Source organism: Natrialba asiatica DSM 12278 (genome assembly GCF_000337555.1).
Taxonomy (GTDB): domain Archaea; phylum Halobacteriota; class Halobacteria; order Halobacteriales; family Natrialbaceae; genus Natrialba; species Natrialba asiatica.
In genome coordinates this window covers 353,385-378,320 of the sequence record NZ_AOIO01000030.1, presented here as the reverse complement: position 1 = coordinate 378,320, position 24,936 = coordinate 353,385, and the positions used below count along the sequence as shown (strand labels likewise).

The 24,936-nt window shown below is 64.8% G+C and carries 24 protein-coding genes; 13 read left to right on the top strand and 11 right to left on the bottom strand.

Features of this window, described 5'->3' with window-relative positions; genetic code table 11:
• The 3 genes from C481_RS13235 to C481_RS13225 all read left to right on the top strand — a co-directional run.
• Positions 1-373 (top strand): NAD(P)H-binding protein (locus C481_RS13235; RefSeq protein ID WP_006109736.1); only part of this gene is annotated, 373 nt, incomplete at its 5' end.
• A 78-nt stretch (positions 374-451) separates the two neighbouring features.
• On the top strand, positions 452-1,597 hold the full coding sequence (locus C481_RS13230; protein WP_006109735.1) for an acyl-CoA dehydrogenase: 1,146 nt from the start codon (positions 452-454) through the stop codon (positions 1,595-1,597).
• Between the two features lie 105 nt (positions 1,598-1,702).
• Complete coding sequence (locus C481_RS13225) at positions 1,703-2,536, top strand: hypothetical protein (protein WP_006109734.1); 834 nt, start codon at positions 1,703-1,705, stop codon at positions 2,534-2,536.
• A gap of 55 nt (positions 2,537-2,591) precedes the next feature.
• On the opposite strand, the gene C481_RS13220 is transcribed toward C481_RS13225, so the two are convergent.
• From C481_RS13220 to C481_RS13210, 3 genes are all read right to left on the bottom strand, one after another.
• Positions 2,592-2,960 (bottom strand): helix-turn-helix transcriptional regulator, encoded by a 369-nt coding sequence (locus C481_RS13220; protein ID WP_006109733.1) that lies wholly within the window; start codon positions 2,958-2,960, stop codon positions 2,592-2,594.
• Positions 2,961-3,011: 51 nt separating this feature from the next.
• A complete protein-coding gene (locus C481_RS13215) occupies positions 3,012-3,497 on the bottom strand; it encodes a hypothetical protein (protein WP_006109732.1) in 486 nt (161 codons plus the stop codon).
• Positions 3,498-3,617: 120 nt separating this feature from the next.
• The gene (locus C481_RS13210; RefSeq protein ID WP_193787841.1) at positions 3,618-4,562 is read right to left on the bottom strand and encodes a DUF3267 domain-containing protein; all 945 of its coding nucleotides are present in this window, start codon (positions 4,560-4,562) and stop codon (positions 3,618-3,620) included.
• 167 nt (positions 4,563-4,729) lie between these two features.
• Between C481_RS13210 and C481_RS13205 the strand changes: the two genes are divergently transcribed.
• On the top strand, positions 4,730-5,047 hold the full coding sequence (locus C481_RS13205) for a DUF7111 family protein (protein ID WP_006109730.1): 318 nt from the start codon (positions 4,730-4,732) through the stop codon (positions 5,045-5,047).
• A 25-nt stretch (positions 5,048-5,072) separates the two neighbouring features.
• On the opposite strand, the gene C481_RS13200 is transcribed toward C481_RS13205, so the two are convergent.
• Complete coding sequence (locus C481_RS13200) at positions 5,073-5,336, bottom strand: hypothetical protein (RefSeq protein ID WP_006109729.1); 264 nt, start codon at positions 5,334-5,336, stop codon at positions 5,073-5,075.
• A 253-nt stretch (positions 5,337-5,589) separates the two neighbouring features.
• Here C481_RS13200 and C481_RS13195 point away from each other — a divergent pair, with 253 nt between their 5' ends.
• Positions 5,590-7,080, top strand: coding sequence for a heme o synthase (locus C481_RS13195; RefSeq protein WP_006109728.1), 1,491 nt, complete (start codon positions 5,590-5,592; stop codon positions 7,078-7,080).
• A gap of 17 nt (positions 7,081-7,097) precedes the next feature.
• Here the strand turns inward: C481_RS13195 and C481_RS13190 are convergent, their stop codons facing one another.
• Positions 7,098-8,102, bottom strand: a complete 1,005-nt coding sequence (locus tag C481_RS13190; RefSeq protein ID WP_006109727.1) for an aldo/keto reductase — start codon at positions 8,100-8,102, stop codon at positions 7,098-7,100.
• Positions 8,103-8,288: 186 nt separating this feature from the next.
• On the opposite strand from C481_RS13190, the gene C481_RS13185 reads away from it, so the two are divergent.
• A complete protein-coding gene (locus tag C481_RS13185; protein ID WP_006109726.1) occupies positions 8,289-9,182 on the top strand; it encodes a bifunctional methylenetetrahydrofolate dehydrogenase/methenyltetrahydrofolate cyclohydrolase in 894 nt (297 codons plus the stop codon).
• 112 nt (positions 9,183-9,294) lie between these two features.
• Here the strand turns inward: C481_RS13185 and C481_RS13180 are convergent, their stop codons facing one another.
• The 3 genes from C481_RS13180 to C481_RS13170 form a co-directional block, all read right to left on the bottom strand.
• A complete protein-coding gene (locus C481_RS13180; protein ID WP_006109725.1) occupies positions 9,295-9,654 on the bottom strand; it encodes a PqqD family protein in 360 nt (119 codons plus the stop codon).
• A gap of 38 nt (positions 9,655-9,692) precedes the next feature.
• On the bottom strand, positions 9,693-11,672 hold the full coding sequence (locus C481_RS13175) for an OPT family oligopeptide transporter (RefSeq protein ID WP_049904639.1): 1,980 nt from the start codon (positions 11,670-11,672) through the stop codon (positions 9,693-9,695).
• A gap of 263 nt (positions 11,673-11,935) precedes the next feature.
• Positions 11,936-12,664, bottom strand: a complete 729-nt coding sequence (locus C481_RS13170) for a DUF7117 family protein (protein ID WP_006109723.1) — start codon at positions 12,662-12,664, stop codon at positions 11,936-11,938.
• Between the two features lie 321 nt (positions 12,665-12,985).
• Between C481_RS13170 and C481_RS22230 the strand changes: the two genes are divergently transcribed.
• The 4 genes from C481_RS22230 to C481_RS13155 all read left to right on the top strand — a co-directional run bounded on the left by C481_RS22230 (position 12,986) and on the right by C481_RS13155 (position 15,659).
• Positions 12,986-13,132, top strand: coding sequence for a hypothetical protein (locus C481_RS22230; RefSeq protein WP_006109722.1), 147 nt, complete (start codon positions 12,986-12,988; stop codon positions 13,130-13,132).
• Positions 13,133-13,570: 438 nt separating this feature from the next.
• Positions 13,571-13,846, top strand: coding sequence for a PadR family transcriptional regulator (locus C481_RS13165; RefSeq protein WP_006109721.1), 276 nt, complete (start codon positions 13,571-13,573; stop codon positions 13,844-13,846).
• Between the two features lie 83 nt (positions 13,847-13,929).
• Positions 13,930-15,222, top strand: coding sequence for an MgtC/SapB family protein (locus tag C481_RS13160; protein WP_006109720.1), 1,293 nt, complete (start codon positions 13,930-13,932; stop codon positions 15,220-15,222).
• Positions 15,223-15,311: 89 nt separating this feature from the next.
• Positions 15,312-15,659, top strand: a complete 348-nt coding sequence (locus C481_RS13155; protein WP_049904638.1) for a hypothetical protein — start codon at positions 15,312-15,314, stop codon at positions 15,657-15,659.
• Positions 15,660-15,672: 13 nt separating this feature from the next.
• Here the strand turns inward: C481_RS13155 and purD are convergent, their stop codons facing one another.
• The 3 genes from purD to C481_RS13140 form a co-directional block, all read right to left on the bottom strand.
• A complete protein-coding gene (purD, locus tag C481_RS13150) occupies positions 15,673-16,965 on the bottom strand; it encodes a phosphoribosylamine--glycine ligase (RefSeq protein WP_006109717.1) in 1,293 nt (430 codons plus the stop codon).
• 381 nt (positions 16,966-17,346) lie between these two features.
• Complete coding sequence (locus C481_RS13145) at positions 17,347-20,148, bottom strand: DEAD/DEAH box helicase (protein WP_006109716.1); 2,802 nt, start codon at positions 20,146-20,148, stop codon at positions 17,347-17,349.
• Between the two features lie 2 nt (positions 20,149-20,150).
• A complete protein-coding gene (locus C481_RS13140) occupies positions 20,151-21,713 on the bottom strand; it encodes a ribonuclease H-like domain-containing protein (RefSeq protein WP_006109713.1) in 1,563 nt (520 codons plus the stop codon).
• Positions 21,714-21,829: 116 nt separating this feature from the next.
• Between C481_RS13140 and thyA the strand changes: the two genes are divergently transcribed.
• From thyA to C481_RS13115, 3 genes are all read left to right on the top strand, one after another.
• Positions 21,830-22,846: a thymidylate synthase gene (gene thyA / locus C481_RS13135; protein WP_006109712.1), complete on the top strand. Its 1,017-nt coding sequence runs from the start codon at positions 21,830-21,832 to the stop codon at positions 22,844-22,846.
• On the top strand, positions 22,843-23,376 hold the full coding sequence (locus C481_RS13130; RefSeq protein WP_006109710.1) for a dihydrofolate reductase: 534 nt from the start codon (positions 22,843-22,845) through the stop codon (positions 23,374-23,376). Before thyA ends, C481_RS13130 begins: the two co-directional genes overlap by 4 nt.
• 680 nt (positions 23,377-24,056) lie before the next feature.
• Positions 24,057-24,668 (top strand): calcium-binding protein, encoded by a 612-nt coding sequence (locus C481_RS13115; RefSeq protein ID WP_193787838.1) that lies wholly within the window; start codon positions 24,057-24,059, stop codon positions 24,666-24,668.
• The last annotated feature ends 268 nt before the right edge of the window (positions 24,669-24,936 follow it).

Below are 24,936 nucleotides of genomic sequence, written 5' to 3'. Positions count from 1 at the left end.
CGTCGATGCCGCGGGAGAGGCGGGTATCGACCGGTTCGTCATGCTCAGTTCGATGGGGGCGAACGATCCGGAATCCGGCCCCGACCCGCTCCGGGACTATCTAATCGCGAAGGCCGAAGCCGACGAGTACCTTCGCGAGAGTTCGCTCGCGCACACGATCGTTCGACCGGGCGAGTTGACGAACGAGCCCGGAACCGGCGAGGTTCGGGTCGGGACGGACTTCGAACTGGGCGATGGCGATATCCCGCGCGAGGACGTGGCCACCGTTCTCGCCGCCACGCTCGACCGCTCGTCGCTCGTCGGCGAGACGTTCGAACTCCTTGCGGGCGACGAATCGATCGACGACGCGCTGGCGTCGCTGACGTCGGAGTGAATAAACCCGATACAACCGACCGTCAGTGGACGGCCCGGAGAGACAACAATAAAGAATCGACCCCGCAATAGCTCCGCTATGGACTTTGCACTCTCGGCCGAACAACAACAGATCCGCGACATGGTCTCGGAGTTCGTCGACGAGGAGGTCGTCCCCGTCGCCGACGAGATCGACCATACGGACGAGTTCCCGCAGGCGCTCGTCGACGAGATGGCTGAACTCGGGCTGATGGGCATGCCCTTCCCGGAGGAGTACGGCGGGGCCGGACTCGACTATCACTCCTACGCGATCGGGATCGAGGAGATTTCGCGCGGCTCGGGCGGTCTCGGAACGGTCGTCGCGGCCCACACCTCGCTCGCGGGGAACATGCTCTACGAGTTCGGCGACGAGTCCCAGAAGGAGTCGTACCTGACGCCGCTGGCGGCGGGCGAGGACGTCGGTGCGTTCGCTCTCTCGGAGGCGGGTGCGGGAAGCGACGTGCCGTCGATGGAGACCGCCGCCGAGAGAGAGGGCGACGAGTACGTGATCAACGGCGGCAAGCTCTGGATTTCGAACGGCTCCGTCGCGGATACGGTCACGGTGTTCGCGAAGACCGACCCCGACGCCGGCAACAAGGGCATCTCCTCGTTCGTCGTGCGCCCCGAGGCGGACGACGGTTTCATCGTCGAGAACACGGAGGAGAAACTCGGCGACAAGGGCTGCCCGACGGCCGAACTCCGGTTCGACGACCTCCGCGTGCCCGAGGACCGCCTGCTCGGCGAGGAGGGCGAGGGCTTCGTTCAGGCGCTGAAGACGCTCAACGGCGGCCGGATCACCATCGCAGCACGCAGTCTCGGGATCGCGCGGGCGGCGTTCGACGAGGCCCGCGAGTACGCCGGCGAGCGCGAGCAGTTCGGCCAGCCGATCGGCGAGTTCCAGTCGATCAAACACAAGCTCGCGGACATGGACACGAAGATCCAGGCGGCTCGGATGCTGATGCACAAGGCCGCGGACAAGAAGATCCGCGGCGAGGACTACATCAAAGACTCCTCGCAGGCCAAACTCTACGCCAGCGAAATCTCCCGCGAGGTCGCAAACGAGGGCATCCAGATCCACGGCGGCTACGGCTACACCAAGGACTTCCCCGCGGAGCGGTTCTACCGCGACGCCAAACTCAACGAGATCTACGAGGGGACGAGCGAAGTGCTGCGGAACACGATCGGCGATCAGTTGCTCGACAACTAACTGAACTCGTTGTCACGAGCAGCGGTCGGTCGAGGCGATTTCTGCGTTACTAACTCCCGAATCGGTACATATATCTCACAGGAATTGAACGAAGAAAACGATCTAATGTCTATCCCCGTTCGGGCCGTCCTCCTGATCGTCCTCGGTATCGGATTGCTCGTCAATCCGTTCTACCTCTGGCCCCATCACCCCGACGCGTACGAACTTCGTGCGGGCGAGGTCGACATCGTCTCGGAACCGACGACGGTGGTTCCGATCGACTCGCTGCCCACTGAGACCGCGGTCGCCGTGAAGGGAGCGATCGAAACGGCCGACGCGGCCGACGACCTCCCCGACGGGTGGTATCACGAGGACCAGGGCGGCGGCCACGACTGGCCCCGATACGGGAGTCGCGAGTCGGTTCCGACCGACGGACTGTTCGAACACACCGCGGAAGTCGTCACCGCCGACGATACCACATACACGCTCAGCATCGTCAAGATGGACCGATCGCCGCCCCTCCTCCCTGAATCGTACCGCGTTCCGGTCGGTTTCGCCGGGGCGCTCGCGCTCACACTCGGCGCGATGATGGTGCGGCACGGAACGCCGCAGTTGACGCCACGAAACGCGTGGGCCGTCGTCGGCGTCTGGACCGCCGTTCTTTTCGGAACCGCCGCCTACGACGGCAGCTTTTCGGGGGTAGCTCTCACTACCGTCCGTGAGATTCCGCTCGTCGGCACTGAACTCCCCTCGACCGCCGGTGCAATTACCGGCACCGCGGTCTGGATTCTGCCCGCGATCGGACTCGTCCTCGGAGTCTGCACTCGCCGCGAACGGTGGCGGTCCGGCGTCGGCGGCGTCGGTGAACTCTGTTCCGTCCTCGCGTTCGCGACCGTCACGTGGCCGTTCACGCTCTCCGGTGCGGCGCTCGGATTCCTGATCGGCCAGGATCGGGAGTGATGGCCGGGACGTGATGGATTCACCCGTTCAGGAGATGAAGCGGGACGCGGAACGGTCACGGAGATTCGAGACGATCGCGCATCCAATCGTAGTGGTCGTCCAGTCGGCGTTCGCCGGCCGCCGTCAGCGCGTACACGTCGTGGATGCCCGCCGTTCGCTTCTCGACGAATCCCGCATCGACGAGCGCCGAGAGCGAGCCGTAGAACGCCTTCGGTTCGATGCGGTCGTCGTAGTGCGATTCGAGTTGCGATTTCAGCCGTTGGCCGCGCAGTTCTCCGGTTGTTCCGCCTGCCTCTTCCCGTTCGTCCTCGCCCTCTGACCCGTCCCCGGTTGTCGCTGTCGTCGTCCCGTCGTCCGCTCTCCCCGCGGCCGCAAGAAGCACGCAGAGATCTCGCCGCCGTCCGCTCTGAAGCCACTTTCCCATGCCCGACACTCGGCGGGAATAGCCCACGAGCGTTACGATTCCCGTACGAGTTCAGACGAATAATCGGATGTCCTCGGCCATGGCACCGCTCTGCTCGACCGGAACGGACGACGCCCACTCGACCGAGTCGTATTGCTCGTGGTCAGCTACCGTCGGCGTTACCTTCGCCGCCTCCTCGCTCTCCACGGCGAATATCACGTTGTACATCGAGATCCGTTCGTCGCGTTGCTCGATCGCGAACCTCGTTCGTCGAACCTTTCTGACGGCTAACTCGTACTCGAGTTCACCGCACAGTTCCTCGACGACGGCCGTCGCTGCATCCATCCAGCGATCGTTCCGACTCACCGCTCGCGCGGGAAGCCCCGGACCGTGAGCGCCGTCGTCGGCGAGGAGCACTTCCCCGCGTTCGTTCGTGATCCCCACCGCCGCGTGGCTGTCGAGGGTGCGATACTCCGGGGCCGCTTTCGGACTGATTCGAACAGTCTCAGTGGCCGACGATACGTCCGGTCGCTCGAGAAGCCGTTCTGGATCGACCATCACGGACATGTGAACTCCCTCGCAGTAATGTATTCCGGTTGACGATACGGCTCCAGGAAGACCGAAAGCGAAGACGGGCGCGGTCGATACCGTTCCGGCGGCCGCGAGTTCAGTTATGCGTTAGCAGTTCCTGAAGCGCGCGCGAACAGCGCCGAACCCCGCCCAGAGAAGTCCACCTGCGACCGCCAGACCGAGCACCGGCCACTCGCCGATCTCGATCCACGCCGTTCCGGTCGCGTCCACCTCGTGACGGAAAAGGAACCAGCGACCGGCGACTGGTCCGAGTTCGACCGTTCCGGAGCCGACGGCGAGCGAGGCGAGGGCGAGCACGATGACGACCGCGCCGAAGAGGGCGAGCGTGGCGATCGCGCCGGCGGCGATCCGCGAGAGCACTTCGCTGGCGGGCCGTCGCGCGGTCGACTCGTCAGGCGGCCCGTAGACGCCGAATCCCTGCACGGTGCTGTTCGGCAGCGCGTCGACGCGGACCCCCGCAGGATACTGCAGCAGGACGCCGGCCATCCAGAGGTCGCCGATCGAGCCGGCTCCGTTGGCCGCGAGCGCGACCAGCGCGACGGCCGAGAGCTCCGGAACCAGGGCCACGAGCGCGAGCCCGAGTACCGTAATCCCCGCGGCCGGCGCGAGCAGGATGACGAGCATCTGCGCTCTGGTGTAGCGAGCGCGCTCGACCTCGGTGTAGGCGTAGGGGAGGACGAAGTACGACACCCCGATTCCGTAGGAGGGATCGCTGCCGTACCGGGCCATCGCGACGCCGTGGAAGCACTCGTGGAGTCCGACGACGAGCGCCAGGATCACGAACGCGAGCCCGCCCCAGAGCACGGCGGTCTCCGGCGGGACCGCCGGCACGGCGATCCGCTCGAGTTGTTGTCCCTGTAGCGCGGCCGCCAATCGCACACCGCAGTAGGCGAACGCGAAGAACCCGACGACCGCCACGACGAGCCACTGGAACGCGATTGATCTCGTCAATCGAAACGCCGCGAGCAGCCGTGGAGACTGCCAGCGCCCGGCCGACCGGCTCTCGGACTCGCTCTCACGCACGCGAAACACTCGTGGTGGTGGCAAAAAAGCGGTGTCGATTCGTCGACACCCGTCTGTGACACACGGTCCCGGGTGGCGGTAGGCGGCCCAGAATCCACTGCGCCATCGCGAACATTGTTCACGGCGTCCCGACCGGAACCGATACTTTCCCGATGGCCCGCACACGAGTGCAGCACATGACCGACGAGACACTGACGGCGGAGGAACACGGCATCCGAGCGACCTACGACGAGACGGAGACGGAGCGTCGTCTCGAGTTCAGCGTTGTTGCGGCCGACGGCGATGACGGCAGGCCGGCCGACATCGGGGCAACTGCCGCGATCGCACAGAATCGCGAGGGGTACGCCATGCTCAAAGTCCGACCGACGGCCGACGGCGACGAACTCGAGCGCTATTATGGCTTCGACATGGCACTTGACCACGTAGCGGAGTTGCTCGACGTGTCGCCCGGGACGTTGCCGGTTCCGGAGGCGGCCGCGGATATGGGGATGTAAGCGTGTCGTTCAGGTTGCGTGTAATTCAGGTGACGGCGGCGTACAGAAATAGCGTACAGAAGTAAAGCAAGAGCACAGCGCCGAGTGCGAGCAACCGAAACCGTCGGATCGCGGCGGTTTCCTCGTGGTAGGCGTATTCGACGGCAGCGCGCTCTCGGTCGGCGAGTTCGTCCGGATGCTCGAGCCCGCGGTGGAGTCGCTGGAGCCGCTGGGTGTGAAACGGCTGCCCGCAGTCCGGACAGCGAATCGGTGCATCCGTCGCGTCGGCCGATCCGTTCTCGCTTTGCACGGGTGCAGACGTATGCCGTCAACGGCTATGAAAACTGGGTCTCTCCCGGGCTGTGAATCGGTGCCGTGCCCGGACCGAGTGGCGGAGTCGATGGTCGCCGGTCAGCTAGCAACTGTCGGCAGTCAGGGGTGGCGGTTGCTAGTCACGGGTTACGGATTACGGGTCACGGGCCGCGAGTCACATCACCCGTTACTGGCCCGCAAAAACGGGAGCCATAAATACACGGACGCGAAGGCTCTAGACGAGACTAGTCGTGGCATCTGTATCCGCGCCGTTCCCTCGTCCGATCGGCACGCGCCGTCGCTTCTCGGGACTGCTCACAGCGACCGCCCTCGGCGTCTATCTGCTCTTGATCATCGGCGCAACGACATCGCTAACGGACGCGGCCGCAGCGTGTTCGACGTGGCCAACCTGTCACGCCCCAGCGGACCCGCTGAACCAGACTGAACTCGTGATCGCGTGGGGCCACCGCATCGCTGCAGTTCTGGTCGGCATACTCGTCGCGACGACGGCGTTCGGCGCGGTCGCCGGCGACGTTTCCCGCAGCGTTCGGGCGTCGATTCTCGTCGGCGCGGTGTTGTACGTCGTCCAGATCGGCGTCGGTGCGATGACGGCGACCGTCGGCGATGCCGCGATCGTGCCGGGATTGCACCTCGGACTCGGCGTCGTCCTCTTCGGAGCGATCGTGCTCGCGCTGGCCTGGAACCTCGAACGAACGACGGGATCCGAACACGACGATGGACGCGACCGTGAAACCGGACTACTCGGGAGTGCGAATACTGAACCGGAACCGATCGCAGCCGAGAACGCCGCCGGGACCGATGCTAACGCGACCGGCCTCGACCTGCCAACCGGTCGCCTCGCTCGCGCCCGCCTCACCGCGTTTGCCTACTTCAAGATGATGAAGCCGCGGCTGATGTGGCTGCTCTGTCTCGTCGCCGCCGCGGGGATGGCCCTCGCCGCCGGCCGCAATCTGGAAGTGCCGACGATCCTCGCGACGCTCAGCGGGGGGGTCCTCGCGATCGGAGCGTCGGGTACCTTCAACCACATCCTGGAGCGCGACGTGGACAAACGGATGTCCCGGACGGCGGACCGGCCGCTTGCGACCGAACTGATCCCGGTCCGAAACGCGTTTTTCTTCGGCATCGGTCTGACGGCGGCTTCGCTCGCCGTGTTCCTGACGATCAATGTGCTGGCGGCCGCACTCGGCCTCGCTGCAATTCTGTTTTACAGCGTCATCTACACGCTGGTTCTCAAACCCAACACCGTTCAGAACACGGTCATCGGCGGGTTCGCTGGCGCGTTGCCGGCGATGATCGGCTGGGCTGCGGTCACGAACGAGATCGGCCTCGGAGGGCTCGCTCTCGCGGGCGTGATCTTCCTCTGGACGCCGGCGCACTTCTACAACCTCGCGCTGGCTTACAAGGACGATTACGCCCGGGGCGGCTTCCCGATGATGCCCGTCGTTCGCGGTGAGACGGCGACGCGAAAACACATCCTCTACTACCTCGCGGCGACGCTCGTCGGGACGGTCGCGCTAGCCTGGATTTCGAATCTCGGCGCACTGTATGCGGGAACGGTCGTCGTCTTCGGCGGACTCTTCCTCTGGGCGGCGGTTCGTCTCCACTTCAAGCAGACCGAGGCCGCAGCGTTTCACGCGTTTCACGCGTCGAACGCCTTCCTCGGTGCCGTCCTCGTCGCGATTCTCGTAGACGCGCTCGTGCTCACGTCGCCGATCTTTTGAATCGTCCGGCTCGGTGATTAGGCGTCGCCCTGCCGTGCCTCATCGATTCGTTCGAACTGGTCGTCCGTCAGATCGAGTTCAACTGCGGCGACGTTCTCCTCGAGCTGTTCGGGGGTGCGCGCGCCGACGATCGGCACGCACGTAAAGCGATCCTGTTCGATCAGCCAGCGCAGCGAGACTTGGGCTGGCGTGGCGTCGACGTCGCCGGCGACTGATTCGACGGCCTCCAGTACGTCCCAGGCCTGGTCGGTCGCATAGCGGTCTTCGAACATTTCGGAGAGACTGCCTCGAGAGCCGTCGGGGGCCTCGACGCCGCCGTCGTCGGTGCGCTCGTACTTGCCGGTCAGGAAGCCGCCGCCGAGCGGGGAGTACGGACAGACTGCGAGGTCTTGATCGGCACAGACATCGAGGTAGTCGCCGACGGCGTCGTAGGCCGCGGCGTTGACCATCGGCTGGGTCACGTCGAAGCGTTCGAGTCCCTCGACGTCGCTGGTCCACAGCGCCTTGGTGAGTTTCCAGGCGGCCATCGTGGAGGCACCGAGGTAGTGGACTTTGCCTTCGCGGACGAGTTCGGTGAGGACGGAGAGAGTTTCTCGGATGGGGGTGTTTTCGTCCCAGCGGTGGATGTAGTAGAGGTCGAGGTAGTCGGTGCCGAGTCGGTCGAGGGTGCCCTCGATTTGGGCGCGGATGTGCTTGCGGCCGAGTCCGGAGTCGTTCGGGCCGGGCTCGCCCCAGCCGTCGAAGGGGAAGTAGACCTTCGAGGCGATGACGAGGTCCTCGCGGGCGTGGTCGCGGTCGTCGAGCCACTCGCCGATCCACTCTTCGCTGGTGCCGTTGGGATCGCCGTAGACGTTTGCGGTGTCGATGAAGTTGATGCCGTGATCCCAGGCGGCATCGAGTAGGTCGTGGGCCTCGTCGCGGGTGGTTTCGACGGTATCGTCGTGTGTCATACCGAACCGCCAGGTGCCGAAGCAGAGTTTCGAAACGGTCGTCCCGGTGTTACCGAGCGTGGTGTACTCCATAGGGAACCGTATTCCGCGGAGCATCAAAACAGATGTGGGCGAGCGATCATGGCTTGCGTGCTGCTGCTCACCCGTACTCGATTCTGCCGAAGTGGTATCCACAAGAGTGCATATTTTGGGTCGTTCTACACGCCGTGGTAGGCACGAACCCGAGCATTGATTAGTGTCGCGACCGCCGGTTGCACTATGACGGAGATCATCGACGGCAACGCCGTCGCGAGCCAGATTCGTGACGATCTAACGGCCGCTATCGAGACGCTCGCCGACGCGGGCGCGCGGCCGGGACTGGCGACGGTGTTGATGGGCGACGACCCCGCCAGCCAGACCTACGTGAACATGAAACAGCGCGACTGCGAGGAGGTCGGCATCGAGAGCCACCACGTCGACGTCGACGGGGACGCCTCGCCCGCGGAACTGTACGACGCCATCGTCGACCTCAACGACGACCCGGACGTTCACGGCTACATCGTTCAGGCTCCCGTTCCGGACCACGTCGACTACCGCGAGGTCATCCGCCGCGTCGACCCGATCAAGGACGTCGACGGCTTCCATCCCGAGAACGTCGGTCGCCTCGTCGCCGGCGACGCCCGCTTTCGGCCCTGCACGCCCCACGGCGTTCAGAAGTTGCTCGAGACTGCCGGTGTCGACACCGAAGGAAAAGACGTCACGATCGTCGGCCGCTCGGACATCGTCGGCAAGCCCCTCGCGAACCTCCTGCTCCAGAAGGCCGAGGACGGCAACGCCACGGTGACGGTCTGTCACTCCCGCACCGACGATCTCGGCGCGAAGACCCGCTCTGCCGACGTCGTCGTCGCCGCCGTCGGCGTCCCCGAACTGATCGACGGCTCGATGATCGGCGAGGGCGCAGTCGTGATCGACGTCGGCGTCAATCGCGTCGATGCCGACACCGAGAAGGGATACGAACTCGTCGGCGACGTCGAGTTCGAGAGCGCGAAGGAGCAAGCGAGCGCAATCACGCCCGTTCCGGGCGGCGTCGGACCGATGACGCGCGCAATGTTACTGTACAATACCGTCAAAGCCGCAAGTCTACAGGAAGACGTCGTCGTCGACCTGCCCTGAGCCGACCCGAGTTCAGCTCGAGCGACGCCGTCCGACCGTCAGTCGTCAATTGTCAGTCGTCAGTTCCGTTTTGCCGTCCACCCGGCTGTCTCCGGCGAGTGAACGCGGTGGTTCATCCGGTCCGCTCGTCGTCGAACCGGATCAGGTTGCGTTCCTCGAGTTGCATGAGGAAGTGTGCGAGCGTCTCGTCGACCGGTTCGACGCGCTCGGCCTCGTGCGCGTCCGCGACGATAGCCGCGAGTTCGGCGACGGTGTGCTCGCCGTCGCAGTGTTTCCAGACGGTCGCGCCGACGGGGTCGAGCGTGAGGTCGCGTTCCCGGCTCGTCCCGAAGAGGTCGAACAGGAACCGATCGAGCCGGTTTCGCGGCGATTTCGTCCAGGTGATCGTGACCCGAGACTCGCCGTCGACGGTCGTCGCTTCCCAGTCGTCGGCGGCTCGAACCGGTGTTGCCGTCGGCCCGTGTGAGCTCATAGTTCTAATTTTGGTTTTGATTCTGGTTTTGGCTCTGTTTACGCGTCGGCGACGTTACCGGTGTTCCGGAGCACGCTGGCCGTAAAGAGACCGATCAGGGCGACGATTGCGACGCCGCCGAGGATCGTCTGCGTGTCACCGGCGAGACCCAGCGCGAACGGTGCGCCGCTTGCGGCACCGGTGCCGGTGATGTACAGCGCGCCGATGACGATCCCCATAATCGCCTCGCCGGTGATCAGCCCGGCCGCGACGATCCGACCGCGAGAGGTCGCCTGTGCCGCGAGCGTGCCGTCCTCGTCGTCCTTTCGCGCGACGTACTTATCGATTCCCGCGCGGAGCAGGCCGCCGAGGAAGATCGGCGTCGCGAGCGTGATCGGCAGGTAGATGCCGACCGCGAACGGCAGGACGGGAACGTCCATGAGGATCAGGACGCACGCGAAGACGGCACCGATGAGGATCATCCCCCACTGGGCGGTGCCCGTGAGGACGCCCTCGGAGATGAGCGCCATCATCCCGGCCTGGGGAGCGGGAATGGTGTCGCTGCCGATTCCGTAGGCTTCGTTGAAGAAGTACAGAATCCAGCCGGCGAACAGCGCGGAGAGGGCGATGCCGATCACCTGTGCGATCTGCTGTTTGCGCGGCGTCGCACCGAGGAGGTAGCCGGTCTTTAAGTCCTGAGACGTGTCGCCGGCGACGGCTGCGGCGATGGCGACGACCGACGCCGTCATCAGCACGACGACGGGGTCGTTCACGCCGGTCGATTTCAGGGCCAGCGCGGCGATCAGGATCGTCGCCACGGCCATCCCGGAGACGGGGTTCGACGAGCTGCCGACGACCCCGACGAGGTAGGCTGACACGGCGACGAAGAGGAACGCGGCGATGACCGCGATGAAGCCGCCGAGAATCCCGACTTGCACCTGCGGGATGGCGACCAGCGCGAACGCGATCAGCACGGCACCGCCGACGACGAGCTTCATCGGGAGGTCCCGCTGCGTGCGCTTTTGAGAGTCGGCCGCGGACGCTGCGGAGCCGCGGAGTTCCTCGAACGCGGTTCCGAGCGCGTCGACGATCGTGCCGCGCATCGAGACGATGGCGTAGAATCCACCGACGATCATCGCCCCGGCCCCCACGTAGCGGATGTATTCGTCCCAGACCGCGTCGGCCTGGGCGATAAGTGCCGCGTCAGCGGCCGATTCGGGAACGAACCCGCCCGTGATGAGCAGCGGAATCAGCATCATCCAGGCGATGAGCCCGCCGCCGAAGACGTAGCCGGCGATCTTCGGACCGATAATGTACCCCACGCCGATGAGCGCGGGCGTGAAGTCGCCCCCGATGGCGAACCCGCGGGTTTGACCCGCCGAAAACGCCGTCTGGAGCGTCGTCCGAAAGGCGGCCATCCCGTTGGCCAACCACATGTAGATGAAACTCACGATGAAGCCAAACGAGATGAGTTTCACGCCGTCGTCGCCCTCGTTTCCGGCCTCGAGAACGTCTGCACACGCAGTTCCCTCGGGGTAGGGAAGCTCCTCGTGTTTATCGACGATGAGATACCGGCGCATCGGGATCATAAACAGAATCCCGAGCAGTCCGCCCAGAATCGCGACCGCTGCGGTTCCGACGATGTCGATCGGCTGATCGAGGAACGTGACGCCGGCGATCGTAAAGATCACACCGGCTGCCAGCGCCTCGCCAGCGGAGGTCATCGTTTGGACGATATTGTTCTCGAGGATCGTTCCGCCGATACCGGCCCGACGAAGGCCATAGAAGATCCCCATGCTGATGACTGCGGCCGGAATGGAGGCGCTGATCGTCATCCCCGAGCGCATCCCGAGGTACATGTTCGCGGTTAGCATCACCACGTTGAGCGCGAGACCGATCACGACCGCCTTGATCGTGAGCTCAGCAATACTTTGCCCCGCCGGGATGTACGGGCTTGGGCCTCCGCCTGCTGAACTCGGTTCAGTTGCTGTTCGACTGCCGCTCGATTCCGTTTGTTCTTCCGATGATTCCTGTGACATTGTCACATACAGCAGACGCCTTGGATGGGCGGCATCTGTCGGCCGTATGCCCCAATCAGGCTGTGAAACCGAAAGGAAGCTCATCGGAGCGTTCGTCCGACAGGTCTGTCCATGGGAGACGTCCACTACGCCTGCTTCAACGGTAACCGATTGCGCGTATAAATGTGGTAAGATTTGGAACGACCGAATACTATATGTTGCCACCTCCCACGGTTGGGAAATGCGAGCGTTACCCAGACAGTATTAAACGAGTCAAACTGTCGTTATTCGAGTTCAGCTAACTGTTTTCGGGCGCGCGAGATAGCGTCATCGTTGCCGGTTCCACGCAGGCCGTCCGCGAGGTCGCGCGTTACCTCGACGAGGCGGTCGGCGACCGGTGGATCGATATCGCCGTCGAGCATTCGCACGCGGGTGACGTGCTCGCCGAGCGTTTCGAGGGCGGCGCGTTCGGGGCTCGTCAGATCGGGGTCGCGCTCGTCGAGCCAGGTTCGGAGGTCGCGGCGGTACGCGCTGATCGCGTTCGCGTATGCGAGGCCGCGCGCCGCTCGAAGCGGCGGCGGAACCTCGTCGGCGGGCGGGCGCGTCCCCGTATCGGCGTCGCGCAGCAGGGAGAGAAAGTACAGTTCCTCGCGCTCGTCGAGGGCGAACGACGATTCACGGGCGATGATATCGGCGACGTGGTGCAGTTCGGCGGCAGCGAGGTAGGTGTCGGTGAGATCGCGGAGCTCGCCACCGCTGACGAAGCCGCGCTGGCGGACGAACTCGTGGCAGTGATCGCGGACGCGGTCGGCGAGTTCGTCGGTCGGGACGTCATCGATCGCGTTCCGGATCGACGTGAGATCGAACGAGACCGGTCGGTCGGTGTGTTCGGTTCGATCGTCGATGCCGACGCTGTGGAGGCTGCCGCAGGCGGGACAGTCGATGCTTCCGGTTTCGTAGTACGACCACCGAGTTCCACACTCGGTACACTCGCGCTCGCCCCGTATTTTCATGCGATGTCGTACGGTGAGCGGACAAAAAGTCCTCACGGACTCCCCCGGTCGTGAACGCTTCTCGTAACAACTGATTGGCCGGTGAGCAGCCATTGCTGCCGTCGAGTCATACGGTCTGCCGTGACGAGTTCTCGGCGCACTCGCGAACCGTCCTGCGGGTGCGCCGGAACTGATTGAAAGCAGTCCGTATCAGGGGCGAAAAACGCTCGACTACCGCGTGAAACAACGGTGATCGATCGACAGTCGCCGGACAATGAACTATTGGCAACGCGGGACACGACTCCCGGCGGTCTTTTGTGTCTCTCGGGAGAATACGGGACTATGCGCGACGAAGACGAAATCCGCGAGCAGTACGAGTTCCTGACTGAACACCTCGAAAGCGAGGAGATGAATCACGACGGCGTCGAGCAGATGTTCACCTACTACAAACGAGCCATCGGGTGGGTGTTAGAGGAAGAGCATATGTGATTTCCGGCGTGAATACATCATAAATCGATACTATGTCGGTAGGTTTAAGTAGGACCAGCGGAATCTTTCAGGTGACGCTTCGCTTGGAGGGCCGAAGCGTCAGCGGGGACCAATTCAGGGCGGCAAGCGATCGCGTGGCGTTTTTCCCGCCACGCGATTTGCTTTCCTGTTTACTATACTCGTGAGCGGCTGTACTATCCGTTTCGCCAGTCTCAGTCCGATGAGCGAACTCGTTCGGCCGGTAAGATACGTGCTGAAACGAGACGGACACTAAACATGAATCGCTCATTATGTGTGTTTCCATCTAAAATGCGTCATGGGTGTTAGTATTCGAAATTCGGCGAAACAACCTGCTATCCAGGTAATATGCCTATTTCTATCGAAACAACCCGATAGCCTTATTAAAATTCGACAGTAAGTGCAGGTGGTACTTTCCCAATGTACGACCTGACAGGATTCCAGCGTGATCTGCTGTACGTCATTGCTGGCGAGGAAGAGCCCCACGGACTGGCGATCAAGGAGGAACTCGAGCAGTACTACGAGAAGGAGATCCATCACGGTCGTCTCTACCCCAATCTCGACACGCTGGTCGACAAGGGACTCGTCGAGAAGGGCCACCGTGACCGGCGGACGAACTTCTATACGCTCACCCGGCGCGGCAGACGCGAACTCGAAGCTCGACGGGAGTGGGAAGCACAGTACGTCGATCTATAGGTCTCGAGTCGGTCCGTTAGTGGGTCTGAATCGCTGTCGAGTCCGACAGGGGGCTTATGTAGGACCGCGAAGAACAGCAGGAAGTGAACGAGGTCGTCTTGCAACTCGCCGATGCACCACTCGACGAGACAGTCCTTCGCATCGCGCTCGCGGGTGCGCTCGGAATGTTTCTCGGACTCGAACGGGAGTGGTCACAGAAGTCGGCTGGGATTCGCACGTTCTCCCTCGTTAGTCTGCTCGCCTCCGTCTTTACGATCCTCGTTCTCGAAACGGCGATCGGCGAGAGTCTGTTGTTCCTCGGCGGCCTGCTCGTGATCGTTCAGGGCGTGTTGCTCGCGGTACAGGGACTACTCGGCGAGGAGGATGCCGGGCTTTCGCTGACGACATCTGTCTCGATGCTCGTCGCCTACGGCGTCGGCTCGCTCGTAGCCGCGGGGTTCATCATCGAGGGCGTCACCGTGGCCGTCCTCTCGTCGCTGTTGCTCGTCTTAAAGCGTGAACTCCACGAGTTCGCCTGGGGACTCACCAGAGAGGAGATGCGTTCGACGACGGAGTTTGCGATCCTGGCGTTCGTCATCTACCCGCTCTTGCCGGCGGAGACGGAACTCGAACTCGGCGGGTTGACGATTCCGCTCGAACCGCAGGTCATCTGGCTCATGGTCGTGGCCGTTGCCGGAATCGGGATCGTCAACTACGCGATCGTCTCGACCTACGGCGGGCGCGGCATCGCCGTGACCGGCTTCTTCGGGGGGCTCGCGTCCTCGACGGCGGTCGTCGGGACGATGCTCGATCACGTCAGACAGCGTCCCGATGCGGCGTCGTACGCCGTCGCCGCAATCTTGCTCGCAAACGCCGCGATGGCGACCCGAAACCTGGCGATTGCAGTCGGCTTTACGATGGGAACGGAGACGGACGTGCTCGTCGAAGCGATCGTACCGCTCGGGGCCGTTATTCTCGTCGCGTTCGTCATCGCGGCGCTCACCGCGGACTGGCGCGAGTCGAGTACGATGGATCTCGAAAGTCCGTTCTCGCTGAAGAACGCGCTCGCGTTCGGGGCCGTCTTCCTCGTCGTGCTCGTGTTCGGGTCGCTCGCGGAGACCTGGTTCGGGACGCTCGGGTTCTACGCGACCGCCGTCGCGAGCGGGTTCGTGTCGAGTGCCGGCGCGACTACGTCCGCGGTCGTCCTCTATCGCGGCGGCCAGCTCGGTGCGCCGGAGGCGACGATCGCCATCCTACTCGCGACGGTGTCGAGTATTGTCGTCAAGGCGATGCTGGCAGCCACCTCGCCGAATACGAACTTTCGCAATCAGGTCGCCCTGTACAGCGGCTTGCTGCTGGTCGGCGGGGCGGCGGCGACGGTCGTCGTCGTCCTCTGACCGGGCCCGCGTTCGTTCTGCGCCGCCCGGCCTCCACACGAAGGGCGCAGGTTCATCCACCTGCCGAGGCTACAACAGTTACCATGGCTATGATCGGGCTACTCACCGTCGGGAAGAAAGCGATGACGATCGGCTACCGGCGCTACGGCGTCCCGGGAGCGCTCGCGTTCGGTGCGCTCACACTCGCCGGCTACGTCCTCCTGCGTCGTGCACTCGACAGGGCCGCCGGTTCGGAGCGCGTGCCGAGCGCCGTCGACGTCGAGACCATCCAGACCGCGGTCGAAAACGAGGGCGTCGGTGCGGTCGCCGATCCGACGACGCTCGGCGACGCGATCAACCCGGAGGGCATCAACGAGGCGTTTGCAGGGGACGAAAGCGACTCCCAGCCGATCGAGTTCAGCGACGACGAAGGGTCAGAGTCGGATACCGATCAGTAATCGGTCGTGACGCTTACTCGCCGCGAAGTTCGTCGACGTGATCGATCCGCTGCTGGACGAGTTCGGCGGTGCCGATGTCGTGGCGGATATGAAGTCCCTCCTCGCCGGCGACGGCGAGGGCGTCTTCCGCGAGTTCTTCGGCGTCAGAGATCGAGTCGGCGACGCCCACGAGCGCGAACGAGCGCGAGGTGGTCGTGTAGATGCCGTCGTCGCGGTCGTCCACGCTGGCGTAGTAGAGCAGTGCATCGTCGGCGCTCTCCGCATCGATTTGCACCTTCGCCCCCGCCTCGGGATCCGTCGGATACCCCGCGGGAACGGCGTACTTGCAGACCGTCGCCTGGTCGGCGAACTCGAGTTCAGGAAGCGACTCGCCGTCTCGTGCAGCCGTCAGCACGTCGAGGAAGTCAGTCTCGAGCACCGGCAGCGTGTTCATCGCCTCGGGGTCGCCAAAGCGGGCGTTGAACTCGATGACTCTTGGTCCCTCCGCGGTCAGCATGAACTGCCCGTAGAGGATTCCGCGGTAGTCCCCGAGCGCGTCGACGGTCGCCTCGATGATCGAAACGGCCGCGTCGTAGTCCCCCTCGGTCATAAAGGGCAGCGCGGCCGTCGCGTCGGAGTAGCTTCCCATGCCGCCCGTATTGGGCCCCTCGTCACCCTCGTAGGCGCGCTTGTGGTCCTGAACCGCCGGGGCGGTTCTGAACGCGCCGTTGGCGACGAACGCCTGAATCGTGAACTCTTCGCCGATCAGCCGTTCTTCGAGGACGAGTCGGTCGTAATCCGACTCGCGGATGTACTCCTCGCCTTCCGCCGCCGTTACCTGATCGCCGATGACCTTCACGCCCTTGCCGCCCGTAAGGCCCGCGGGCTTGATCGCGAGGTCGCCGTCGTACTCGTCGATAAAGTCGCAGGCGGCCTCCATATCGTCGAACGTCTCGAAGTCCGGACAGCCCGGGATGTCGTGTTCCTGCATGAACCGCCGCTGGAACGCCTTGTCCGTCTCGATGCGGGCGTCTTCTTCCTTTGGGCCGAAGGCGTAGACACCAGCGGCCTCGAGTTCGTCCGCGACGCCGGCCTGCAGCGGTGCTTCGGGGCCGATGACGGCGAGCGTCGCGTCGACCGACTCGGCGAACTCGACGACGGCTTTGGGGTTCGTCGTCTCGAGCGTCTTGAACTCGGTTGCGATTGCGGCGATACCGGGGTTGCGGTTGCCGGCGCAGGCGTAGAGGTCGCCCTCACTGTCCGCGAGCGCGCGGGCGATGGCGTGTTCGCGACCGCCGCCGCCGATCAGGAGTACGGTCTCTGTCATGGTCGGTATCGGAACGCACGAACCTGTAAGCGTTGCTCTTTCCGCGAACGAAAGTATGCACAGTTGTGGTCACTACGAGCGGCGAGGCGTGACTTATAGTCGATCGAGAATATCATCACGTGATCGGCGGAACGTCGCCTCATGGTCCCACAACGCGATCTTGACTACCGTCCCTCCGCCGCGCTCTCTAGGCGAGCCGCGATAGCCAGTCTTGGAGCGGGGGCCGCAGTGGCTATTTCGGGCTGTTCTCGCGCAGGTGGATCAGTTTCTCCTCGAAGTGCTCGAGCGTCGAGCCGCCCGGCTCATCGGCCGACCACGCGACCCACTCGGGCGCGGGATCGGCGGTCCACAGCGGTGTCGTAACGCGGCCGACCGAACCCGTCAGGCGTAGAACAGCGGCGGCCGCCGATCGCCGCCGTACTCCTCGTCGGGCAGGTGCGCCTCGAGCGCTTCCTCACCGGCGTTCCCGAGTAACTGGTCCAGCACGTCGACGGCCGCGTCGCGGTGTAGCGGTCGATTGTTGTTACCACATTGATCGTCCATCACGCAGGCGGGACAGCCGTCGATGCGCCCGCAGTCGCAGTCGGCGATGAGGTCGCGCGCCCGCGCTGCGACGGCCTCGAAGTCGTCGTAGATCGCCCGCGAGAAGCCGAGGCCGCCGTCGATTCCGTCGTAGATGAACCAGCCGCTCGCGGGTTCGTGCTCGAGTTCACTTGCGATCTCCCTGACGGTCGCTTCGGCGGCGGCGATGTTCTGCGGGGTGGCGTTGGCGTTCTCTCGGGCGTCGGTATCGCCGTCCTCCGTCGCGGTGGCGAGGTGCGAATCGATCGAGAGGGTCGCGAGTCCCCCGAGGTCGCGCTTGTCGACCATCAACTCGAGCGGCGCGACGCCGATCGTGGCGTGCTCGGCGGCGTGGAGGCCGCCGGCGTAGCCGAGGTGGGCGGTTTCCGCGAGGTCGCCGTCCAGCTCCGGGATCGAAACGTCGCGATACTTCTCGACCAGCGCCGTTTCGACGCGCTCGGGGACCTCGAGCCAGCAGAGTTGCGTCTCCATCGAGAGCGGCGGGTTCTCGGTCGGGAGCATTTGTTCCGTTTTCTGTCCGCCGTGGATCGCGACCTTGTCGTAGGTGCCGTGGTAGACTAGCACCCGACCGCGGCCGAAGTGCAGGGTGAACGGGCCGATTTCGCGGGACTCCTCGGAGACGGCGTCGAGGACCGTCACGTCAGTGCGCGTCCGCGTGTAGTAGTTCACGTCGGTCGGCCGGAGCGTCACCGACGGGCGCGGCGTCGTGTGGTCGACCGCACAGACCTCGTACTGCCTGCCTTCGTGCAGTCTGACCGCGCCCTCGTGGAAGTCTCGCAGGACGCGCTCCTCGGCGAGCGGTTCCATTTCGGGATCGTGGCGCTCGTCGGCATCTTCGGCGAGTTCGACGGCGTACTCCTCGCCGGTCGTGGCGTACAGCGAGACCGACCCCTGCGGTCTGGGCGGGCCGGTGTACGAGACGCCGGTTTCGAGGTGGCCGGCGAGTCGCCCCGCGCGTCGCCACATCTCGACGGCGCGCTCGAGCCGGTCGCGATCGGCGAATCCCGCGGCACCGCCGTCTGACTCGTCGAGCGCGAGTTCGTCCGCCGCACACAGAAGGTGCCGGGCGAAGACGGCGTCGTTCCGGGTGTCGACGACGGCGTCCTCCACGTCGGTTTCGAGCAGGTAGTCGGGATTCGAGACGACGTACTGGTCTAACGTTCGGTGACCGGCGACGAGCACGGAGAGGGCGCGTTTCGTTCCGCGGCCGGCGCGGCCGAGCTGTTGCCAGAACGACTGGCGCTGGCCGGGATAGCCCAGCTGGACGGTGGCGTCCATCTCGCCGACGTTGATCCCCAGTTCGAGCGCGTTCGTCGAGGCCACCCCGTCGAGCAGACCGGTTTTGAGCCGGTGTTCGGTTCCGTGGCGGTTTCGCCGTGAGTGGCCGGCATGGTAGGGCTCGATGGCGCTTCCGCGGTCGGGATTCGTGTAGTACCGGCTCCGGTCGCGGCGGTGTTTCGACGCGCGCTTGACCGAGAGTTCGGCGAGCTTTCGCGACGGGGTAAACAGGAGCGTCTGGGCGTCGTGGTAGGTCAGATGCGAGAGGAGTTTCGGAGCCTCGACGGTTGCGGGAACGCGGTCGGTGATGGCGTCTTCGCCGCCATCGTCAGGAGTCTCGTCACCCGAACTGCCGCTGGCGCGCTCATCGGCACTCTCCTCGCGCGCCTGCGGCGGCGGATTCCAGAGCACCAGCTCGCGCGGCCCCGTCGGCGAGCCGTCCTCGTCGATCACGGTCACCGGCTCGCCGACGAGTGAACTCGAGTGCGCGCCGGGATTGCCGATCGTCGCGCTCGTGAGGACGAACTGCGGGTCGGCGTCGTAGTACTCGAGGACGCGCTTCAACCGGCGGACGATCCAGGCGACGTGCATGCCGTGGACGCCGGTGTAGGTGTGGGACTCGTCGATCACGACGAGTTCACACGCGGAGAGAAAGCGGGCCCAGCGGTCGTGGTCGTGCAGGTAGGCGTTCACGCCGGCGAAATTGGTGATGATCACGTCGGCCGTCTCGCGGATCTGGCGGCGGGTGTCGCCGCGTTCGGTGTCGCCGTCGTAGACGCGCACGGAGATGTCGAGTCCGAGGGTATCGTAGAAGTCGTTCAGTTCGCGTTCCTGGTCGCGCGAGAGCGCTTTCGTCGGATAGCAGACGTAGGCGGTCGCATCCGCGTCGCCGCTGCGGGCGCGTGCGTTCAGGTAGTGGCGGGCGATCTGGAGCGCGTAGATCCGCGTCTTTCCGGAGGCGGTGCTCGTCGCGACGCAGACGTTCTCGTCGCGAGAGAGCGCGGAAAGCGCCGCGGCCTGGTGGGCGTAGAGGTCGTCGTCGAGCGGGCCGGCGAGTTCGGGGCGGAGCACCTCGGCGTTAGGAACCGTCGATGCGTCCCGACCCGGGAGTTCGAGGACGGAAACGTCGTCCGACTCGCGGGAGCGAACGCGGGGAAACGTCTCGAGCAGTTCGTCGCCGGTGATCGGAACGTCATGTTGGCCGATGGTTCGGCCGTTGCTTCGGTCGGTACCGGCGTCGTCGGTGTTTCTATTACCGTCTCCGTCTCCGCCTCCGTCTCTACCCCCCTCTACATCGGTGTCGCTGTCGGTATCGATCCCCATTCTCAGAAGTCACCCAATCCGGTCTGCTCGCCGCTCGCCTGCTCCGCGGTCGGTGAACTCGAGGCGGCCCCGCTCGCGGACGAGCCTGCCGAGACCTGCGGCGCGTCCCGAAGCCGTTCGTAGACGTGCCACAGCGCACGGCAATCGTCCTCGCAGTAGGCCTCGTGGCGGTCCCACTCGAGTTCGGATCCGTCGCCCGTTCGCATAAACCGCTGATATGCTGCTGCAGTCCGCGCGCCGTCGAGCCCCGTCGCCGCACCGTCGTAGCCGAGTTCGGCGGCGACGACGTCGAGTTCGTTCGTCCGGCCGGGGAGGAGCGCGTTGTCGTCGCCGTCGGCCCAGAGATAGAGGTCGAACTTGGGGATCGACTCCCATTCCGCGGCGTAGGCGGGGCAGTGACGGGCGACGAACGCTCCGAGGTGGCGGTAGTCGAACCGCCAGCCGTTCCAGGTGAGCAGCGCCCTGTTCGGATGAACGCCGAGCAGCCAGTCGCAGAACGCCTGGAGAACCGACGCCCGGTCGGCCGGGTCGTCGCGTTCGACGAACGCTCGGTGGGTATCCGTGGACGGGTCGTAGACCCCGATCTGCCAGATGATCGTCGGCGAGAGCCCGTCGGTTTCGATGTCGATACAAAGCGGCGGCGTCGACCAGTGCTCGCCGGGCAACGACGCGTCGCCGACTCGCCGAGGCTCGCCCGTTTCGAGTACCGTCGCGTGCCGGTGCATCCTGCGCGCGCTCTTGGGTCCGATGCCCTCGACGTCCGCGAGAGCGGCGACCGGCGTTTCGAGCAACTCCGATTGGGTCGTCACGCCGACCTCCGCGAGTCGGTCGGCCGTTTTCGGGCCGATTCCGCTGATGGCTTCCACTCCGAAGTCGTTCGCCGCGTGCGCGGTGCTCGATACGAGGCCGTCGGCCGCGAACTCGAGTTCAACGACTGCGTTCGGGCCGCCGTAGCCGTCGACGGGACCGGCACCCCGGACGCGAACGGCGACGCAGTCGCCGGCCACGGAGTCGGGCGAACGCGGCGGGTCGTGTTCGACGGTTCGAACCGTGCCCGTTTCGGCGGCGACGTGCCAGCGTTCGTCGTAGCCGGCCGGTAGTCCGCCGGTCAGTACGGTCGTCGTCCGTCCGGTGGGCAGCGCCGCCGCGAGTTCGGCCGCGTGATCGAGGGACGTCTCGAGCGCGGTGGGACGGGTCGTCGTCGCGATGTCGTCGCAGATGAGGGCGTCGACCTCGCTCTCGTCCTCGTTCCGGTCTGAAGCGCTGTAAATCCCGTCGCCAGCGCGGAGCGCGCTCGCACGCCGGGCGACCGCGAACGCGAGTCCGTCGTCGCCGATCGGTCGTCTCGAAAGCGCATCACCGCCCGTTTCGAGCGGCGGGTGGATCACGGGCGCGTCGATCGCGTGGCGAATGCGGGCGGCGGCTGTCGGCTCGCGGGAACGGCCGAGCACCCAGACCGCAGCCGGCGCGAGCGTCGCGTCGATATCTCGGAGGGTCGAAACCGGCCGCTCGAGCACCGTTTTGGGCGGGAGTGCGAGAACTCGAGTGCCGGCGCGACCAGACATAGTCGTAGTCGGTGGCAGGCGCGCGGGGATAAAGACGGTTTGGACACCGGGGTGAAAGTGAACGGGCCGACGCAAACGCGAACCCATTTTACGTCACCGCCGCGAATACCGCGACAATGCAACAGTACCTCGACCTCGTCGACGCGGCACTCAGCGAGGGGGCGCACAAACCCAATCGCACCGGCGTCGACACGATTTCCTCGTTCAGCGAGCACTACGAGGTCGACCTTCGGGAGGGTTATCCCCTCCTGACGACCAAGCAGATGGACGGCTACCGCTGGAACTCGATGCTCCACGAGGTCTGCTGGTACCTCTCCGGCGAGGAGCACATCGAGAACCTCCGCGAGGAGACCAAAATCTGGGACGCGTGGGCCGACGACGAGGGCAAACTCGACACCGCCTACGGTCGGTTCTGGCGTCGCTACCCGGTTCCGGACGACCCCGCACGGCTCCCCGGCGAGTCCTGGCCCGACGAGAGCCACCGCTGGGTCACCGCGGAGGACGACGGTCGCCGCACCTTCGATCAACTGCAGTACGTCATCGATACGCTCTCCGATTCGCCGAACTCGCGCCGGCTCGTGGTCAACGCCTGGCACCCCGCGAACGCGGCCGTCTCGACGCTGCCGCCGTGTCACTACTCGTTCGTCTTCAACGTCCAGGGCGACCGACTGAACTGCCACCTCACCCAGCGCTCGGGCGACATCGCGCTCGGGATTCCGTTCAACATTGCAGCCTACGCGCTCCTGACGACGGTCGTCGCCCAGCAGACCGGTTTCGAACCCGGCACCTTCGCCCACACCGTCGTCGACGCCCACGTCTACTGCGGCCGCGGCGCGCGCGGCGAGTGGTACGCCGACAATCTCGACGCCCTCCAGTCCCGACTCGCCGACGCCGAAGAGCGCGCGGAGTACCGCGAAATCCGCGAGTGGCTCGCGTCCGAAGCCCCCGCCGAGGACGAGGGCGACGAGCGACTGGACCACGTCCCGGGACTGCTCGAACAACTGTCGCGCGAGCCACTCGACCGGCCGACGCTCGAACTCGACGCCGCGTCGATCGACGACCTTTCCGCCGACAACATCACCCTTCGAGACTACGAGTCCCACGACGGACTCGAGTTCGCAGTCGCCGAATGACCGCCGACCCCGCGGTCGAAACCGACCGCGAACTCGTCGGCATCGTCGCCGTCGCCGACAACGGCGTTATCGGGAAGGACGGCGACATGCCCTGGCACATTCCGGAAGACCTGCAGCACTTCAAGGCGGTCACGATGGACCATCCCGTCATCATGGGACGGGTAACGTACGAGGGCATCGTCGACACACTCGGCGAGCCACTACCCGGGCGGACGACGATCGTTCTGACGAGTCGCGACCTCGAAACGCCCGCGAACGCGGTCGTTGCACACGGGATCGAGGCGGCGATCGCGACGGCCGAAACCGCTGCAGACGAGCGCCACGGTGGCACCGACCGCCTGTTCGTCGCCGGTGGGGCGACGGTGTACGAACAGTTCCTGCCCGAACTCGACCGGGTGATCGTCACGGAGGTCCACGCCGAACCGGACGGCGACGCGCGCCTCCCGGACTGGAATCGCGAGTCGTTCCGGGCAGTGAGCCGCGACGAACACGACGAGTTCACCTTCGTAGAATACGTTCGTCGCGAGTGAGAGGTTGCCGGTGAAAACGCGGCGGCGCAGGCGCTCGCGCCGTCAGTTGTATCCCGTTTCACGCCTCGCTTTCGTCGGCACAATACTCCGTTTTGGAACGGCGGTCGTGGAAATCGGGTCGCGCGGCGAGGGGGGCGTCGCGACCGATCGGCGCCACGAGTACTGCGTCGCTCGCGTCCGGACGGGATTCGATCGTCGGTCCCCGTCGCGGCGGCCGGCGACTGATGTCTTGTCTGTGTGGACAGTCACGAAATAGATCCGGTTTCTTGTATCGATTTTCGACGGTACAGCCCCGGGAAATCGTTTGTTTTACTGTACGATGGATTCTCCGTCGTATCCGTATTTCCGTTGGAAACGGGGTGAACCGGGTACAGCCCCGAACTCGAGCGTCGGGGCGCCCGATCTCCGAGCGCAGGTTCGATCGGCATTATTATCGGAATCCGATATGTTTTAACGGACCCAAACTCGGCCGGCCGAGCACCCCGGTGGATCGATAAAAAACCATTGTTGACAGCTCTCCATTTGACTTCCGAGATCCGTCGAAATACGGCCGTAGGTGGGCATCAAACCATCTGTTTCTCAAATACAGTCTATCTTAGACGGTGAAACAATGTCGCTCACTTATGCGAAAATTGGCTCAAGAACCGTCTGCCCCAAACACGGGGATTCAGGTGAGAGATATGACAAACGATGATAATGGACTATTCGGCGATTCGAGACGTTCGTTCATGAAAAAGGGCGCACTCGCGACGACGGCGGTCGCCCTCGGTGCAGGTGCGACGGGAACTGCTGCGGCACAGGACGATGGCGGAGGCGACGATATGGTCGTCGTGTTTGGAGACGATTACCACCCGGGCGTCGAATTCGAAGTCGCCTCGCAGCTGGACCAGGGGACGAAAGACGACGTGTTCGAATCCGCCGAGCTGACGGACGAGTTCGACACGCCGGACGACTGGGACCTCTATCTCATCAACAGTGACATGGGCGGCTCTGCCCCATCACTGGGATACCTGCTGACTGAGAATGCCGACCTCAGCGCCGGTGACAGCGAGACGATGGGCGAGGACGGCTCGTTCCGTAGCGGTGAGTTGAACCTGGTCGAGGCGAGTCTCGGTGCGTCCAGCGGCGGCGGCGGCGAAACCGGTGGAAACGGCAATGAAACCGAGACCGACAACGGCGCTGCTAACGAAACCGAGACCGACAACGGCGCTGCTAACGAAACCGAGACCGGCAACGGCGGCGGTGACGGCGGCGGCGGCGGCGGTGGCGGTGGCGGTGGCGGCGGCAACTAACGCTGAAGGCGACGCCGGACCCTGTTTTTTGACCGCCCCGACGCGCAGTCGCTCGCAGCGAGAGTCGATGGCTGTCGCGTAGCGGTTCGTGACTATCGAACCGCTATCGGTCATCGACTATCGACCACCGACCTGCCCACGCTGTCCGCGGCGTGTTCCCGCGGGGAAACGGTCGGCCGCCGGTGCCGATTCTCTCCTCGCCAGTATCGCAGCCGACGCTCGCAGCACGGTTTCAACCGGCGGTATCCGTTCTCGAACTCGCCATCTC

What these genes read in the sequence shown, in the direction of transcription:
- C481_RS13230 (WP_006109735.1), top strand. Translation starts at nt 452, where the DNA reads ATGGACTTTGCACTCTCGGCCGAACAACAACAGATCCGCGACATGGTC.
- C481_RS13225 (WP_006109734.1), top strand. Translation starts at nt 1,703, where the DNA reads ATGTCTATCCCCGTTCGGGCCGTCCTCCTGATCGTCCTCGGTATCGGA.
- C481_RS13220 (WP_006109733.1), bottom strand. Translation starts at nt 2,960, where the DNA reads ATGGGAAAGTGGCTTCAGAGCGGACGGCGGCGAGATCTCTGCGTGCTT.
- C481_RS13215 (WP_006109732.1), bottom strand. Translation starts at nt 3,497, where the DNA reads ATGGTCGATCCAGAACGGCTTCTCGAGCGACCGGACGTATCGTCGGCC.
- C481_RS13205 (WP_006109730.1), top strand. Translation starts at nt 4,730, where the DNA reads ATGACCGACGAGACACTGACGGCGGAGGAACACGGCATCCGAGCGACC.
- C481_RS13190 (WP_006109727.1), bottom strand. Translation starts at nt 8,102, where the DNA reads ATGGAGTACACCACGCTCGGTAACACCGGGACGACCGTTTCGAAACTC.
- C481_RS13185 (WP_006109726.1), top strand. Translation starts at nt 8,289, where the DNA reads ATGACGGAGATCATCGACGGCAACGCCGTCGCGAGCCAGATTCGTGAC.
- C481_RS13180 (WP_006109725.1), bottom strand. Translation starts at nt 9,654, where the DNA reads ATGAGCTCACACGGGCCGACGGCAACACCGGTTCGAGCCGCCGACGAC.
- C481_RS13175 (WP_049904639.1), bottom strand. Translation starts at nt 11,672, where the DNA reads ATGTCACAGGAATCATCGGAAGAACAAACGGAATCGAGCGGCAGTCGA.
- C481_RS13170 (WP_006109723.1), bottom strand. Translation starts at nt 12,664, where the DNA reads ATGAAAATACGGGGCGAGCGCGAGTGTACCGAGTGTGGAACTCGGTGG.
- C481_RS22230 (WP_006109722.1), top strand. Translation starts at nt 12,986, where the DNA reads ATGCGCGACGAAGACGAAATCCGCGAGCAGTACGAGTTCCTGACTGAA.
- C481_RS13165 (WP_006109721.1), top strand. Translation starts at nt 13,571, where the DNA reads ATGTACGACCTGACAGGATTCCAGCGTGATCTGCTGTACGTCATTGCT.
- C481_RS13155 (WP_049904638.1), top strand. Translation starts at nt 15,312, where the DNA reads ATGATCGGGCTACTCACCGTCGGGAAGAAAGCGATGACGATCGGCTAC.
- purD (WP_006109717.1), bottom strand. Translation starts at nt 16,965, where the DNA reads ATGACAGAGACCGTACTCCTGATCGGCGGCGGCGGTCGCGAACACGCC.
- C481_RS13145 (WP_006109716.1), bottom strand. Translation starts at nt 20,148, where the DNA reads ATGGGGATCGATACCGACAGCGACACCGATGTAGAGGGGGGTAGAGAC.
- C481_RS13140 (WP_006109713.1), bottom strand. Translation starts at nt 21,713, where the DNA reads ATGTCTGGTCGCGCCGGCACTCGAGTTCTCGCACTCCCGCCCAAAACG.
- thyA (WP_006109712.1), top strand. Translation starts at nt 21,830, where the DNA reads ATGCAACAGTACCTCGACCTCGTCGACGCGGCACTCAGCGAGGGGGCG.
- C481_RS13130 (WP_006109710.1), top strand. Translation starts at nt 22,843, where the DNA reads ATGACCGCCGACCCCGCGGTCGAAACCGACCGCGAACTCGTCGGCATC.
- C481_RS13115 (WP_193787838.1), top strand. Translation starts at nt 24,057, where the DNA reads ATGACAAACGATGATAATGGACTATTCGGCGATTCGAGACGTTCGTTC.